This window comes from Kitasatospora sp. NPDC048365 (assembly GCF_043200835.1).
In the GTDB taxonomy this organism is placed as follows: Bacteria; Actinomycetota; Actinomycetes; order Streptomycetales; family Streptomycetaceae; genus Kitasatospora; species Kitasatospora terrestris.
Genome location: NZ_JBICYJ010000015.1, coordinates 38,740 through 52,503 on the forward strand (window position 1 = coordinate 38,740; position 13,764 = coordinate 52,503).

Below are 13,764 nucleotides of genomic sequence, written 5' to 3' on the forward strand. Positions count from 1 at the left end.
CCCCCCGCCACCGAACGGAGCCACCCACCCGATGTCCCGCCACCCGCACCGCAACCGCACCCGGCTCGCCGCCCTCGCCGCCGCCACCGCCGGCCTCGGACTGACCGCGCTCGGCGCCCCCGCCCTCGCCGCCGGCGGCGCGCCCACCACCGTCGCGTACGACACCGGCGCGCTCGACTGGGGCGTCAGGAGCAGCTTCCGTACGTACGTCACCGGCCCGGTCGGGCAGGGCGCCGTCGAACTGACCGGCGGAGCCACCACCAACGCCGACGGCAGCTACCACTTCGCCCTCACCTCGGCCACCTACGACCTCACCACCCACGTGCTCGACTCCCGCTTCGCCGGCGGGGTCCGGTTCACCGCGCACCACGGCGCGCTCGACGTCGCCCTGAGCGACCTGCGGATCACCACCACCGGCACCACCGGCACGCTCACCGCCGACACCGCGTCCAAGGAGACCGTCGGCGCACCGGAGGCCACCCGGCGGGACGACGTGCCGCTGGTGACCTTCACTGTCGGACGGGACACCACGGGCGGGGTACCGACCGCGACGGCCCTCACCGAGCAGGGCGCGAAGGCGTTCGCCGGGTTCTACGCGGCGGGCAGCGAGATGGACCCGGTGGCGCTGCTGCTGAAGCAGAGCCCGGCCTCGCCGTCGGCGTCCGCGTCGATCTCGACGTCCGCGTCCGCGTCGGCGTCGGCATCCGTCTCCGCATCGGCCTCCGCATCGGCCTCGGCCTCGCCGTCGGCGTCCGGCTCGGCGTCGGCCGGCGCGTCCCCGTCCGCCTCCGGCAGCGCGACGTTGCTTCCCGTGGTGAACGGGCGGCTGGAGTGGTCGGTGAAGGAGGGCTTCCGGACGTACGTGACCGGTCCGATCGCGGGCGGCAAGGTGGAGTTCGGCGGCGGCGCGGCCGACTACCGCTTCGGCGGGGCCACCGGCGGCTACGACACCGCGACCCACGCGGTGACCGCCGAGTTCGGCGGCTCGGTCCGCTTCCTCGGCCACGCGGCGGCCGACGGCAGCTACGCGCTCGACACCACCTTCTCGAAGCTGGGCGTGCGGATCGACCGTTCCGGCGCCTTCCTGGTCGCCGACGTGCACGCCAAGTCCCGCGACGGCAAGGACACCTCGCTCACCGGGGTGAAGCTCGCCGCGCTCGACCTGTCGGGGCAGCAGCTCTCCCCCGTCAACGGCGTGGTGACCCTGAAGGCCGTCCCGGCCGCGCTGACCGCCGAGGGCGCCCCGGCGTTCGGCAGCTACCGGGCCGGCGAGGCACTCGACCCGGTCACCGCGGTGCTCTCCTTCGACAAGGACGCCGCGCTGCCGGGCACCGCCCCGACCACGAGCGCCCCGAGCACGGACGCTCCCACCACCGCCGCGCCCACGGCCGTCGGCGCCGTCCTGACCTCGTCCGGCGGCGAGCTGGCGTCCACCGGTCCGGGCGCCCCCGTCCTGCCGCTGCTCGCCGTCTCGGCCGGGCTGGTGCTGGTCGGCGGCAGCACGGTCGTCCTGCTGCGCCGCCGGGGCGCGGAGCAGTGACACGAAGGCCGCGGTGATACGAAGGCCCGGGCCCCGGTGGGAGGTTGTCCACCGGGGCCCGGGCCTGCGAAGGGCTCTCAGGCGCTCAGCGGGTACCGGGCGTCCAGGTCGCGGAAGATCGCGCCGTTGAGCACGAACGCCCGCCGGCACTCCTCGACCACCCGGCGGCGTTCCATCTCGTCCAGCGCCTCGCCGACGGCGTCCAGCCGCGCGCGGTACTCGCGCTTGAAGGCGGCGGGGTTGTCGATCTCCTCGAACACGTAGAACCGGACGCCCGGGCCCTTGCGCTCGAAGCCCCAGGTCTTCTCGGCCACGCCGCGGATGATCTGGCCGCCCGACAGGTCGCCCAGGTAGCGGGTGTAGTGGTGGGCGACGTACCCGACGGGCCACTCCTCGGCCAGCTCGCCGATCCGCGCAACGTACGCGGCGGTGGCCGGCAGCGGGGCGACGCGGGAGCGCCAGTCGGGCCCGTTGAGGTGTTCCAGGTCGCGCTCGATGGCCGCGGTGCGCAGCAGGGCGCCGGTGGTGACCAGTCCGGCGACGGGGTGCGCCGCCAGTTCCTCGAACCGCTCCTCCAGGGCCCGGTAGACGTACCAGAGCTGGCCGGTGAGGTCGGCGTAGGCGTCGACGCCGAGGCGCCCGCCGAGCAGGTGGCTCATGAAGGAGGAGTTCTCCGCGGCCTCGTGCTCGGCGCTGCTGGCGGTGCGGAGCACCGTGGAGAAGGGGGTGAGCTGCTGCTCGGGGGTGGGCATCGGGGGCCTCCGGGGATCGGGAACGCCCTCATATTGTTTGGTTAGCCTAACCTAAGTCAAGATGGTTGCCCCGCTGGTCCGGCGGCTGTTCCGCCTTGACCTTGTCGCAACGGCAGGGTTTCTACTGGGGCCATGCGAATCGGAGAGCTCGCCGGCCTGGCCGGCATCACCACCCGCGCGGTGCGCCACTACCACCAGGTGGGCCTGCTGCCCGAACCTCTCCGCCAGGCCAACGGGTACCGCGAGTACACCCTGCGGGACGCCGCCCTGCTGGCCCGGATCCGGCGGCTCACCGAACTCGGGCTGAGCCTGGAGGAGGTCCGCGACGTGGTCGCCGAGGACGCCGGGCGGGACCTGGTCGAGGTGCTCACCGAACTGGACGCCGACCTGGCCCGGCAGGAGGCCGCGATCCGCGAACGGCGCTGCCGGCTCGCCGAGTTGCTCGCCCAGGCGGGCGAAGCGGGCCGGCTGCCCGCCGAGGGGCCGGTCTCCCCCGAACTGGCCGCGCTCTTCGCCGACATGGCCGCCGAGGCCGAGCGCCGCACCGGCCCCGAGCCGCAGTCCGCCGCCGCGGAGCGCCGCCTGCTCGCCCTGCTGGACGGCCCCGGCGGGCACGCCCACCAGGGCTGGCTGGCCGGCCTGCAGGCCTCCTTCGGCGCCGACCCGCAGGCGATGGCGCGCGCGTACGACGTCTACGCGCTGCTCGACGAGCTGCTCTCCGCCGCGCCCGACGACCCCCGGGTCGAACGGACCGCGCAGGCCATGGCCGACGCCGTCCCGGACGCCGCGCTCGGGGCCCTGAACCTGCCGCCGCAGGACGGCGGGATCGGCGAGGGCCGGGGCGGCTTCGCCGACGCGTTCCTCGCCGAGTTCGCGCCCGCCCAGGCCGCGGCCGTCCTCCGCGCGATCGAGCTGCTCCGCGAGCGTGCCCGATGACCGCCGCACCACGGCCGGAGGCCGCGCTCCCCCGCGCCGACGGCCCGGGGGATGCCGCGGGCCGGGCCGGCGGGCCGGTGCGGCTGCGAGGGCTGCGAGGGCTGCGAGGGCTGCGAGGGCTGCGGCGGGCCGTACGCTGGGGGGTCGCGGCGCTGCTGCCCGGGGAACTGGTGCTGGCCGTCTGCCTGCTGAGCGGCGTACGGGTCCCGGCCCCGGCCCGGCTCGCCGTCGAACTGGCCGTCCTCGCGCTCACCCTCGGTACGGCCGTCCTGCTGGCCACCGACTACCGGCGGCACCGCCGCGCCCGGCCCGGACGCCGCCGGGAGGCGCTGCTCGCGGCGGTCGCGGACACCGTGCCGCCGACGGTGCGGCGGCTGGCCGCGCACGAGTGGTCGCTGTCCACCAGCATGCTGCGCCTGCTGGTCCGGCGCGGCCCGCACGGCGTGGGCCCGGGCGACGTGCCGGTGGCGTACGCGTCCGGGCAGACGCTGGCGGTGGGCGTGTTCCTGTTCGTCTCGGTGGTGGAGACGGTGGCGCTGGCGCTGGTCATTCCCTGGCCGGTGGTGCACGCGGTCACCCTGGTGCTGGACGTGTGGGGTGTCTGGTTCGTCGCGGCGCTGCACGCGTCCTGCGTGGTGCGACCGCACGTGGTCGGGGCGGACGGCTCGCTGCGGCTGCGGTACGGCGCGCTGCTGGACATCCGGATCCCGGCCGGGTCGATCTCCGCCGTCCGGCTCGAACGGGCCTACCCGGAGGGCAGGTTGGGCGCGGTCTCGGCGGACGGCACGGCCGATCTGGCGATCGCCTCGCAGACCTCGGTCACCGTCGAACTCACCGCCCCGCTCGGCTACCTGAGGGCGCTGGGCGGGCCGGCCGAGGCCCGGGCCTTCCGGTTCTACGCCGAGGACCCGGCGGCCGCCGTCGCCGCGCTCACCGCGGCGCGGGCCGCCGACCGGGTCACAGCCCCGCCGCGCCCCGGCTCTTGAGCATCGCCTTGTACTGCTGCAGCGCGTACAGCTCACCCTGGACGGCGAGTTGCTGCTCCTCGGTGGCCCGGTTGCCGAGCCGCCGCAGGTAGCTGTGCGACTCCTCGATCCGGCGCTCCACCGCCTGCAGGCGCAGCTTGACCAGGAACTCGCCCGCGTAGAGCTCGTCGGCCTTGCGCCGGGAGCGGATCGGTTCGACGGTCAACTCGGTGACCAGGCCGCGGACCTGGTCGTCCGGGCAGACCTCGCGGACCGCGCCGACGAAGTCCGGCAGGGCGGCGCCGTACGCCGCGCCACCGGCCTGGCCGATGGCCCGCCGGACCGCCTGGTACGGCGGGGTGGGGAACTCCTCCTCGCCGTACTGGTCGAACGCGGGGCTGACCAACTCGGGGTGCTGGAGCGCGAGTTTGAGCAGCTCGCGCTCGACGAACTGGGACTGGTCGCGCGGGTTGAGCCGGTAGGCGGGCTGCGCGGGCACCACCGGGGCGGCCGGCGCCCCGGTGCGGCGGGCGCCGGGCCGCTGGCTGCCGTTCTTCTCGTTCTCGCGCTGCCAGCGGGCGAGTTGGCCGATCCGGCGGACCACGAACTGCTCGTCCAGGATGCCGAGCATGCCGGCCAGCTGGACGGCGTACTCGTGCTGGATCGAGCGGTCCTTGATCTTCACGATGATCTGCGCCGCCTCCTCCAGCGCGGCGGCGCGGCCCTCGGCGGTGTCCACCCGGTGCCGGTCGACGGCCGAGCGCAGGGCGAACTCGAAGAGCGGGACCGGGTTCTCGATCAGCTCGCGGACCGCGTCGTCGCCCTTGGCCAGGCGCAGCTCGCACGGGTCCATGCCGCCGGGGGTGATGGCGATGGAGGTGCGGGCGGCGAACTTCTGGTCGTCCTCGAAGGCACGCAGGGCGGCCTTCTGGCCGGCCGCGTCACCGTCGAAGGTGAACACCGTCTCGCCGCGGTAGGCGGAGGTGTCCATCAGCAGCCGGCGGATGATCTTGATGTGGTCCTCGCCGAACGCGGTGCCGCAGGTGGCCACCGCGGTGGTGACACCGGCCAGATGGCAGGCCATCACGTCGGTGTAGCCCTCGACCACGACCGCCCGGCCCGACTTGGCGATCTCCTTGCGGGCCAGGTCGATGCCGTACAGCACGTTCGACTTCTTGTAGATCGGCGTCTCGGGGGTGTTCAGGTACTTCGGCCCGTTGTCGTCCTCGCGCAGCCGGCGGGCGCCGAAGCCCACCACGTCGCCCGAGCTGTCCCGGATCGGCCAGACCAGCCGGCCGCGGAAGCGGTCGATCAGGCCACCGCGCTGGCCCTGCGAGGCCAGGCCGCCGACCGAGATCTCCTTGTCGCTGAAGCCCTTGCCGCGCAGGTAGCGCACCAGGTGCTCCCAGCCGACCGGGGCGTAGCCCACGCCGAAGTGCTTGGCCGCCTCCTCGTCGAAGCCGCGCTCGGCGAGGAACCGCCGGCCGATCTCCGCCTCCGGCGAGGCCAGCTGCTCCTGGTACCAGGCGGCCGCCACCTTGTGCGCCTCGACCAGCCGCGTCCGCTCGCCCTGCTGGTGGCGCGGGCTGTAGCCGCCCTCCTCGTACCGCAGCGTGACGCCCGCCTGCGCGGCCATCCGCTCCACCGCCTCGGCGAAGGAGCAGTGCTCGATCTTCATCAGGAAGGTGATGGTGTCGCCGCTCTCACCGCAGCCGAAGCAGTGGAAGACGCCCTTGCCCGGGTGCACGTAGAACGACGCGGACTTCTCGTCGTGGAACGGGCAGACGCCCTTCAGCTGCGCCCCGCCACCGTTCGCCAACTGGACGTAGTCGCCGACGACCGCGTCGATGGGCAGCGCGTTGCGCACCGCCTGCACGTCTTCATCCCGGATCCGACCAGCCACCGGGAAATTCTACGGGACCAGTCTGGCGTGCAGGGCGAGGGCCGAGGCATCGGTCAGGGTGGCGATCTGGTCGATCACGGCGCGCAGCGCGGCCCGGTCGTCCTCGGCCTCGTCGTAGAGGACGGCGAACACCGGATCCAGGCCGTGCGGGGCGTCGCGCATCAGGACGTCGGCGAGCTCGGCGATCACGATCCGCTGCCGGGAGCGCAGCTGGGCCTGCTCGTCGCGCTGCATCACGTACCGCACGGCGACGGCCTTGAGCACCGCGCACTCCAGCCGCACCCCGCGCGGGACGACCAGCTCGGCCGCGTACCGAGTCAGCGGGCCGGGGCCGTACCGGGCCCGGGTGGCCTGCTCGGCGGCCAGGCAGAAGCGGCCGATCAGCTGGCTGGTGAGGTCCTTGAGGCCGGCCCGGGCGCGGGCCGTGCCGTCGTACGCGCGGGGCCACCACTCCTGGGCCTGCAGGCGGTCGAGCGCCTCGGCCAGCTCCGCGGGGGCGGCGTCGGGCGCGTACCGCTCGGCGATCTTGAAGAGCTCGGCGCGCTCCTCCGAGCCGCGCAGCGCGGCCGGGTCGATGTGGCCGGCCTGCAGGCCGTCCTCCACGTCGTGGGTGGAGTAGGCGACGTCGTCGGACCAGTCCATGACGGTGGCCTCGAAGCACTTGCGGCCGTCCGGCGCGCCGGCCCGCAGCCAGCGGAAGACCGGCAGGTCGTCGCCGTACACGCCGTACTTGGTGGAGGCCGGATCGGTGGGGTGGCCGCCCCGGGCCCACGGGTACTTGGTGGCCGCGTCCAGCGCGGCGCGGGTCAGGTTGAGGCCGACGCTGCGGCCGGGCCAGGGGGCGAGCCGGGCGGGCTCCTCGTCGGCCGGGGCGAAGCGCTTGGGCTCCAGGCGGGTCAGGATGCGCAGCGACTGGGCGTTGCCCTCGAAGCCGCCGCACGCCTGCGCGGCCTGGTCGAGCGCCTCCTCGCCGGTGTGGCCGAACGGCGGGTGGCCGATGTCGTGCGCCAGGCAGCCGGCCTCCACCAGGTCCGGGTCGCAGCCGAGGGCGGCGCCGAGCTCGCGGCCGACCTGCGCGCACTCCAGGGAGTGGGTGAGCCGGGTCCGCGGGAAGTCGCTGCGCATCGGCGCCACCACCTGCGTGGTGCCGGCCAGCCGGCGCAGCGCGGCCGAGTGCAGGACGCGGGCGCGGTCGCGCTGGAACGCGGTGCGGCCGGGCCGCTTGTCCGGCTCGGGCACCCAGCGGGCCTCGGCCTGCGGGTCGTACGGGGTGGCTTCGTACCGGGTGGTGTCGTTCATATGCCACTCACCGTACGCCCGGTGACCGACATTGCACCGTGCGCCGCGCAAAGACCGGCCGGCGGCGGCGCTAACTCCCCGTGGTGCGCAGGCGCTGCCAGCGGGGTTGCTCGGTCAGCAGGCAGGCGGCGGCGAGCAGCGAGGTGGCGGCGGCGGCCCAGCCGGGCCAGACCGCCCAGGTGGCCACCACGGCGGCGACCAGCTGGAGCAGCACCAGGGCGATGGTGACCCGGCCGGAGACCGGGACGATCACCTGGTTCTTGTCGCCGGGCGTGGCGAAGACGGTCGGCAGGCCGATCAGCAGGACGACGGAGAGGACCGCCAGCGGGACGGAGTGCCCGGCGAGCGCCCAGGGCGTGGCCACCCAGGCGATGAGCTCGGTGAGGAAGCGGAGGGGGGATGCCAGTCGGTCCACGGGCGGAGTCTGCCACGCGGGGCCGGGGCGGCAGGGCGATTTCCATGATGCAGAGGATTCTCTGCAAAGAACCCTATGCAGAGAATCCTCTGCAACCCTAGAGTGGAGGCATGAACCAGGAACTGCCCCGCCGTCAGATCGACGCCAGGAGCCTGCGCGCCCTCGCCCACCCGCTGCGCATGCGGATCCTCGAGGAGCTGCGCGAGAACGGCCCCGCCACCTCGGCGAAGCTCTCCGACCGGCTCGGGGAGTCCACCGGCACCATCAGCTGGCACCTGCGCCACCTCGCCGAGCACGGCTTCATCGAGGACGAGCCCGAGCGCGGCACCAAACGCGAGCGGTGGTGGCGCGCCACCCGCAGCCGCAACGTCCTCAACACCACCGACTTCGACCGCGACCCGCAGACCAGGGCCGCCCTCGACGTCTACCTCGCCGAGCTGCTCCGCTCCCAGTACCAGCGGGTCGCCGACTCGATGGCCACCGAGTGGCCCGAGGAGTGGCGCGGCGCCGGCACCGTCTCCGACTGGAACAAGCTCCGCCTCACGCCCGCCCAACTGCGCTCGCTCATCGACGAGTTGACGGACGTCATCGAACGCCACACGCCCGACCCGGACGCCGAACCCGATCCGGCGGCCCGCCCCGTCCTGCTCCAGCTCCAGGCCCTGCCGCGGAAGGAAACCCCATGAGTACCGGGACGAGCACCGAGACCACCGGCGGGCTGCTGCGCCGCCACCGCGACTTCCGCCTGCTGTGGACCGGCGAGACCGCCAACAAGCTCGGCTCCGCCGTCACCGGCCTCGCCATGCCGCTGATCGCGGTCACCGCCCTGCACGCCTCCACCTTCCAGGTCGGCCTGCTCGGCGCCGCCGGCTGGCTCCCCTGGCTGCTCATCGGCCTCCCGGTGGGCGTCTGGGTCGACCGGCTGCGCAGCCGACCGATCATGCTCGCCGCCTCGGCCGCCTCCCTGCTGCTCTTCGCGACCGTGCCCGTCGCCGCGCACTTCGGCGTGCTCAGCCTCGCCCAACTGCTGGTGGTCGCCCTCGCCACCGGCGTCGCCGGGGTGTTCTTCCAGACCGCGTACACCGCCTACCTGCCCCGCCTGCTCGACCCCGCCGACCGGGCCGAGGGCAACGCCAAGCTGCACGGCAGCGCCTCCGCCGCCGGCATCGTCGGCCTCGGCGCCGGCGGACTCCTCGCCCAGCTCGCCGGGCCGGTCTCCGGCCTGCTCGCCAACAGCGGGACGTTCGCGCTCTCGCTGTGGTGCACCCGGCGGATCCGTCACCGCGAGCCGGCCCGCGCCGAACGGCCGAAGCGGGCGCTGCGGCAGGAGATCGCGGAGGGCCTGCGGCTGGTCGCCGGCGACCGGTGGTTCCGCACCTTCACGCTCTTCGGCGCCACCTCCAACCTGATGCTCACCGGGTACCAGTCGCTGATCGTCGTCTTCCTGATCCGCGAGGTCGGCGTCACCGAGGGCGCGGTCGGCGTGCTCGCCGCGGTCGCCTCCACCGGCGGCATCGTCGGCGCGGCCGTCGCCCGCCGGGTCGCCGCACGGATGGGCACCGCCCGGGCGATGCTCTTCTTCGAGCTGGCGCTGCCCTCGCTCGCGGTGCTCGTCCCGCTGACCGCGGGCGGGGCCCGGCTGGCGCTGTACGTGGTCGGCGGCTTCGGGGTCTCGGCGGGCGTCGTCGCAGGGAACGTCATCAAGTCGACCTTCCAGCAGCGCTACTGCCCGCCGGAGCTGCTCGGCCGGCTCTCCGCGAGCAGCGCCGTCCTCAACTTCGGGGCGATCCCGGTCGGCGCGCTGGTCGGCGGCCTGCTCGGCGACCGGCTGGGCGTGCTCCCCGCGATGTGGATCCTCACCACCGGCGTGCCGCTGGCGGCCCTGATCCTCTGGTTCTCCCCGCTCCGCACCTGCCGCGACCTGCCGACCGAGCCCCTCCGGCTCCCCGACACCGCCCCGGCCCCGACCGCGGCCCTGGCCGCCTGAGAAACCGGCCCGGGTGCGGTGCGGGCGTCAGACCGCCAGGCGCACGGGGGCCCGGACGACGGACTGGTAGCGGTGCAGGACGAGGCGGGCCATCAGCGGGTGGGCGCCGAGCGGGGCGGAGGCCAGGGTCGCACCGGCCGCGGCCGCCAGGCGGGCGAAGTCGCCGGGCGCGGTGAAGTAACCGGCGACGGCGGTCTCCGGGTGGCCCTCCGCGGTGAGTGCGGCGACCTGCCCGGCGACGCTCGGGCCGCCCGCGGCGACGTAGCCGGGACGGACCGGGACGCCGAGCCGGGCGGCGAGCAGCGCGGCCTGCGCCCCGGTGTCGACGGCGGCGTCCGGGTCCCGGGAGCCGGAGGCGGCGAGCACCACGGGCTGGCCGGCCCAGCCGGCCTCCAGCAGCCGGGCGTGCAGCGCGTCGGTGAGCAGCGGGTCCGGCCCGAGCGGGTCGGCGACCGTGCCGTGGACGTGCGGTGCGGCGGCCAGCGCCTCGGGGATGTCCACCTTGACGTGGTAGCCGCGGCCGAGCAGCAGCGGGACGAGCACCACCCGGCCGGAGAGCTCGGCGAGCACGTCGGGCAGCAGCGGGGCGTTGAGCCCCAGGTGCGCCAGGCGGACGTCCAGCTCGGGGCGGGCCGAGCGGACGGCGGCCAGCAGGCGGCGGATCTCCGCCTCCGCGGCGGGGTCGCGCGAACCGTGGGCGACGAGCACCAGGGCCGGGCGGCGGGCGGCGTGCAGCACCCTCGGCGGGGCGGTGGGGCCGGCGAACGGGATCACGGTCATGGGAAGAGCCTCGCCGACGGCTGTTTCTGCGCGGTTGCCCGGTGGTCACGGGTCATGTCACGGCGCTCACGGTGGCGGGGGCGGCCCCGGTGAGGGCCGTGTGCTGGGGACGTAACGTGGGGGCCGCCGGGTGGAAACAGCCCTGTTGCACGCTGAGGCGCATGAGCGATGCCACTGACACGCACTGCCCGTACTGCGCGCTGCAGTGCGGGATGGGCCTGCGGGCCGCCGAGGGGCCGGTGCCGGTCTCGGTGGTGGAGCGGCCCTCGTTCCCGGTGAACCAGGGGGCGCTGTGCGGCAAGGGCGCCAACGCGGCGGCCGTGCTGGCGCCCGGTGCCCGGCTGACGACGCCGCTGGTCCGGCAGGACGGGGTCCTGCGGCCGGCCGGCTGGCCGGAGGCGCTGGGCCGGATCGCCGAGGCGGTGGGCGCCACCGCCGAGACGTACGGCCGGGACGCGGTCGGGGTGTTCGGCGGCGGCGGGCTGACCAACGAGAAGGCGTACGCGCTGGGCAAGTTCGCCCGGGTGGTGCTGGGCACGTCGGCGATCGACTACAACGGCCGGTTCTGCATGTCCTCGGCGGCGGCGGGCGGCATCCGGGCGTTCGGCCTGGACCGGGGGCTGCCGTTCCCGGTGGCGGACATCCCGTTCACCGGCTGCGTGGTGCTGGTGGGTTCCAACCCGGCGGAGACCATGCCGCCGTTCGTCCGGTACCTGCGCGAGCTCCAGGAGAACGGCGGCACGCTGATCGTGATCGATCCGCGCCGCACCCGGACCGCCGAGCTGGCGGACCTGCACCTGGCGCCGCGCCCGGGCACCGACCTGGCGCTGGCGCTGGGCATGCTGCACCTGGTGGTCGCGGAGGGCCGCACCGACGAGGAGTTCATCGGGCTGCGCACCACCGGCTGGGAGCAGACCCGGGCGGCGGCGATGGCGCACTGGCCGGAGCACGTGGAGGCGGTCACCGGCGTGCCGCTGCCGCAACTGCGGGCGGCGGTGCGGATGTTCTGCGACGCGTCGAGCGCCATGGTGCTGACCGCGCGCGGTCCGGAGCAGCAGGCGAAGGGCACCGACACGGTCAGCGCCTGGATCAACCTGTGCCTGGCGACCGGCAACGCCGGCCGCCCGTACGCGGGGTACGGCTGCCTGACCGGGCAGGGCAACGGCCAGGGCGGCCGGGAGCACGGCCAGAAGGCCGACCAGCTGCCCGGGTACCGGAAGTTGGACGATCCGGCGGCGCGCGCGCACGTCGCCGCGGTGTGGGGCGTGGACCCCGACTCGCTGCCGGGGCCGGGGCGCAGCGCGTACGAGCTGCTGGAGTCGCTGGGCGGAGAGGTCCGCTCGCTGCTGCTGATGGGCTCCAACCCGGTGGTGTCGGCGCCGCGTTCGGCCCATGTGGCGGAGCGGCTGCGGGCGCTGGACTTCCTCGCGGTGAGCGACGTGGTGCTCTCCGAGACGGCCGAGCTCGCGGACGTGGTGCTGCCGGTCACCCAGTGGGCCGAGGAGACCGGCACGATGACCAACCTGGAGGGCCGGGTCATCCTGCGGCGCAAGGCCGTTGACGCGCCGGGGGGCGTGCGCAGTGACCTGGAGGTGCTGCACGAGCTGGCCGCGCTGCTGGGCCGTCCCGAGGGCTTCCCGACCGATCCCGAGCTGGTGTTCGAGGAGCTGCGGCGGGCGTCGGCGGGCGGGGTGGCGGACTACGCGGGCATCAGCTACGAGCGGATCGCGGCCGAGGACGGGGTGTTCTGGCCGTGTCCGGCCGAGGAGCACCCGGGGACGCCGCGGCTGTTCCTGGACCGGTTCGCCACGCCGGACGGCCGGGCCCGGTTCACGCCGGTGCAGCACCGGCCCGCGGCAGAGGAACCGGACGCGGAGTTCCCGGTGCGGCTGACCACCGGACGGGTGCTGGCCCAGTACCAGTCCGGCGCGCAGACCCGCCGGGTCGACGCCCTGAACGACGCCGCTCCCGGCGCGTTCGTCGAGCTGCACCCGGCGCTCGCCGAGCGCCTCGGGGTGCGGGAGGGGGACCGGGTCGCGGTGGTGAGCCGGCGCGGGCGGACCGTCACCCCCGCGCGGCTGACCACCGCGATCCGCCCCGACACGGTGTTCATGCCGTTCCACTGGCCCGGCGAGGGCAACGCCAACCTGCACACCAATCCGGCGCTGGACCCGGTCTCCCGGATGCCGGAGTTCAAGGCGTGCGCGGTGCGGCTGGAAGCCGTGGCGCCGTGACCCGGCCGGGTGGGAGACTTCCGGCGTGATCGACGACCTCCCACCCGAGTTGACGGCCCGTCGTCCGGTCGAGGGCGACCACCCGAGGGTGCTCGCCGTCCTGGACCGCTGGTGGGGCGGGCTGAAGGGCACGGCCGGCGCGCGGGAGCGGGCGCTGCTGCTGCCCCGGCTGTACTTCCAGCACTTCGCCGCGAGCAGCTTCGTGGTGGAGCACCCGGACGGCGGACTCGCCGCCTTCCTGGTCGGCTTCCTCTCCGACAGCGAGCCGGACGCCGCCTACGTGCACTTCGTCGGCGTCGACCCGGCCCTGCAGGGGGCGGGCGTCGGCGCGGCGCTCTACCGGGCGTTCTTCGCCCTCGCCCGGCGGCACGGCCGGCGGACGGTGCGCTGCGTCACCAGCCCGGAGAACACCGGCTCGCAGGCCTTCCACGCCCGGCTCGGCTTCACCGCCTCGCCGGTGCGCCCCGACTACGACGGCCCGGGCCTGGACCGGGTGGTCTTCACCCTGGAGCTGGATCCTGCCTCTGCGGGCCCTGCGCCGGCCCGCGGGCTGCGGCTGCTGGACGGCGCGTACGCGCTGGAGCACCGCCCGGACTCGGCCGGACCGGCCGGCGACTGGCTCGCGGCGGTCCGGGCACCGGAGGGGCTGACCGTGATCCGCCCGGCCGGTCCGGACGAGGAGCGGTGGCTCGCGCTGTACGACGCCGACCCCGACCACGGCCTGGACGTGCCCGGCCTGCTCGCCGCCGTCCTGGTGCCGCTGGCCGGCGCCGGGGTGCCGGTGTTCACCGCCTCCACGTACCACGCGGACGTGGTCCTGGTCCCCGAACGGCGACGCGCGGACGCGCTGAACTCCCTGCGCACGGCCGGGTTCACGGTGCACTGAACCGTGCGCCGAACCGTGCGCCGAACCGCGCCCGGCAGCCGCTCACAGCCGCCGCCGGACCGCGATG

At 75.0% G+C, this 13,764-nt stretch carries 12 protein-coding genes; 7 read left to right on the top strand and 5 right to left on the bottom strand.

The window, feature by feature from the left end:
• The first annotated feature begins 31 nt into the window (after nt 1-31).
• Nucleotides 32-1,540, top strand: coding sequence for an HtaA domain-containing protein (locus tag ACGFX4_RS17330; protein WP_393074569.1), 1,509 nt, complete (start codon nt 32-34; stop codon nt 1,538-1,540).
• A 77-nt stretch (nt 1,541-1,617) separates the two neighbouring features.
• Here the strand turns inward: ACGFX4_RS17330 and ACGFX4_RS17335 are convergent, their stop codons facing one another.
• Nucleotides 1,618-2,292, bottom strand: coding sequence for a heme oxygenase (biliverdin-producing) (locus ACGFX4_RS17335; protein ID WP_393074572.1), 675 nt, complete (start codon nt 2,290-2,292; stop codon nt 1,618-1,620).
• A gap of 132 nt (nt 2,293-2,424) precedes the next feature.
• Between ACGFX4_RS17335 and ACGFX4_RS17340 the strand changes: the two genes are divergently transcribed.
• Together ACGFX4_RS17340 and ACGFX4_RS17345 are read left to right on the top strand one after the other, a co-directional pair.
• Nucleotides 2,425-3,228 (top strand): MerR family transcriptional regulator, encoded by an 804-nt coding sequence (locus tag ACGFX4_RS17340; RefSeq protein ID WP_393074575.1) that lies wholly within the window; start codon nt 2,425-2,427, stop codon nt 3,226-3,228.
• On the top strand, nt 3,225-4,214 hold the full coding sequence (locus ACGFX4_RS17345; protein WP_393074578.1) for a hypothetical protein: 990 nt from the start codon (nt 3,225-3,227) through the stop codon (nt 4,212-4,214). Before ACGFX4_RS17340 ends, ACGFX4_RS17345 begins: the two co-directional genes overlap by 4 nt.
• Here the strand turns inward: ACGFX4_RS17345 and dnaG are convergent.
• From dnaG to ACGFX4_RS17360, 3 genes are all read right to left on the bottom strand, one after another.
• Nucleotides 4,186-6,096 (bottom strand): DNA primase, encoded by a 1,911-nt coding sequence (gene dnaG, locus ACGFX4_RS17350; protein ID WP_393074581.1) that lies wholly within the window; start codon nt 6,094-6,096, stop codon nt 4,186-4,188. The two genes, ACGFX4_RS17345 and dnaG, sit on opposite strands and share 29 nt — an antisense overlap.
• Nucleotides 6,097-6,105: 9 nt before the next feature.
• Nucleotides 6,106-7,395 (bottom strand): deoxyguanosinetriphosphate triphosphohydrolase, encoded by a 1,290-nt coding sequence (locus ACGFX4_RS17355; RefSeq protein WP_393074584.1) that lies wholly within the window; start codon nt 7,393-7,395, stop codon nt 6,106-6,108.
• Nucleotides 7,396-7,465: 70 nt separating this feature from the next.
• The gene (locus tag ACGFX4_RS17360; protein ID WP_393074586.1) at nt 7,466-7,810 is read right to left on the bottom strand and encodes a hypothetical protein; all 345 of its coding nucleotides are present in this window, start codon (nt 7,808-7,810) and stop codon (nt 7,466-7,468) included.
• Between the two features lie 110 nt (nt 7,811-7,920).
• Here ACGFX4_RS17360 and ACGFX4_RS17365 point away from each other — a divergent pair, with 110 nt between their 5' ends.
• Both ACGFX4_RS17365 and ACGFX4_RS17370 read left to right on the top strand, forming a co-directional pair.
• A complete protein-coding gene (locus ACGFX4_RS17365) occupies nt 7,921-8,496 on the top strand; it encodes an ArsR/SmtB family transcription factor (protein WP_393074589.1) in 576 nt (191 codons plus the stop codon).
• Nucleotides 8,493-9,797: an MFS transporter gene (locus ACGFX4_RS17370; protein WP_393074592.1), complete on the top strand. Its 1,305-nt coding sequence runs from the start codon at nt 8,493-8,495 to the stop codon at nt 9,795-9,797. Before ACGFX4_RS17365 ends, ACGFX4_RS17370 begins: the two co-directional genes overlap by 4 nt.
• A gap of 27 nt (nt 9,798-9,824) precedes the next feature.
• Here the strand turns inward: ACGFX4_RS17370 and ACGFX4_RS17375 are convergent, their stop codons facing one another.
• On the bottom strand, nt 9,825-10,577 hold the full coding sequence (locus ACGFX4_RS17375) for a sirohydrochlorin chelatase (RefSeq protein ID WP_393074595.1): 753 nt from the start codon (nt 10,575-10,577) through the stop codon (nt 9,825-9,827).
• 161 nt (nt 10,578-10,738) lie between these two features.
• Between ACGFX4_RS17375 and ACGFX4_RS17380 the strand changes: the two genes are divergently transcribed.
• Nucleotides 10,739-12,811, top strand: coding sequence for a molybdopterin oxidoreductase family protein (locus ACGFX4_RS17380; RefSeq protein WP_393074597.1), 2,073 nt, complete (start codon nt 10,739-10,741; stop codon nt 12,809-12,811).
• 25 nt (nt 12,812-12,836) lie between these two features.
• Complete coding sequence (locus ACGFX4_RS17385) at nt 12,837-13,697, top strand: GNAT family N-acetyltransferase (protein WP_393074600.1); 861 nt, start codon at nt 12,837-12,839, stop codon at nt 13,695-13,697.
• Nucleotides 13,698-13,764: the final 67 nt, after the last annotated feature.

Bases quoted from the DNA above. Each gene is read 5' to 3' on its own strand.
- ACGFX4_RS17330 (WP_393074569.1), top strand. From the start codon at position 32: ATGTCCCGCCACCCGCACCGCAACCGCACCCGGCTCGCCGCCCTCGCC.
- ACGFX4_RS17335 (WP_393074572.1), bottom strand. From the start codon at position 2,292: ATGCCCACCCCCGAGCAGCAGCTCACCCCCTTCTCCACGGTGCTCCGC.
- ACGFX4_RS17340 (WP_393074575.1), top strand. From the start codon at position 2,425: ATGCGAATCGGAGAGCTCGCCGGCCTGGCCGGCATCACCACCCGCGCG.
- ACGFX4_RS17345 (WP_393074578.1), top strand. From the start codon at position 3,225: ATGACCGCCGCACCACGGCCGGAGGCCGCGCTCCCCCGCGCCGACGGC.
- ACGFX4_RS17355 (WP_393074584.1), bottom strand. From the start codon at position 7,395: ATGAACGACACCACCCGGTACGAAGCCACCCCGTACGACCCGCAGGCC.
- ACGFX4_RS17365 (WP_393074589.1), top strand. From the start codon at position 7,921: ATGAACCAGGAACTGCCCCGCCGTCAGATCGACGCCAGGAGCCTGCGC.
- ACGFX4_RS17370 (WP_393074592.1), top strand. From the start codon at position 8,493: ATGAGTACCGGGACGAGCACCGAGACCACCGGCGGGCTGCTGCGCCGC.
- ACGFX4_RS17375 (WP_393074595.1), bottom strand. From the start codon at position 10,577: ATGACCGTGATCCCGTTCGCCGGCCCCACCGCCCCGCCGAGGGTGCTG.
- ACGFX4_RS17380 (WP_393074597.1), top strand. From the start codon at position 10,739: ATGAGCGATGCCACTGACACGCACTGCCCGTACTGCGCGCTGCAGTGC.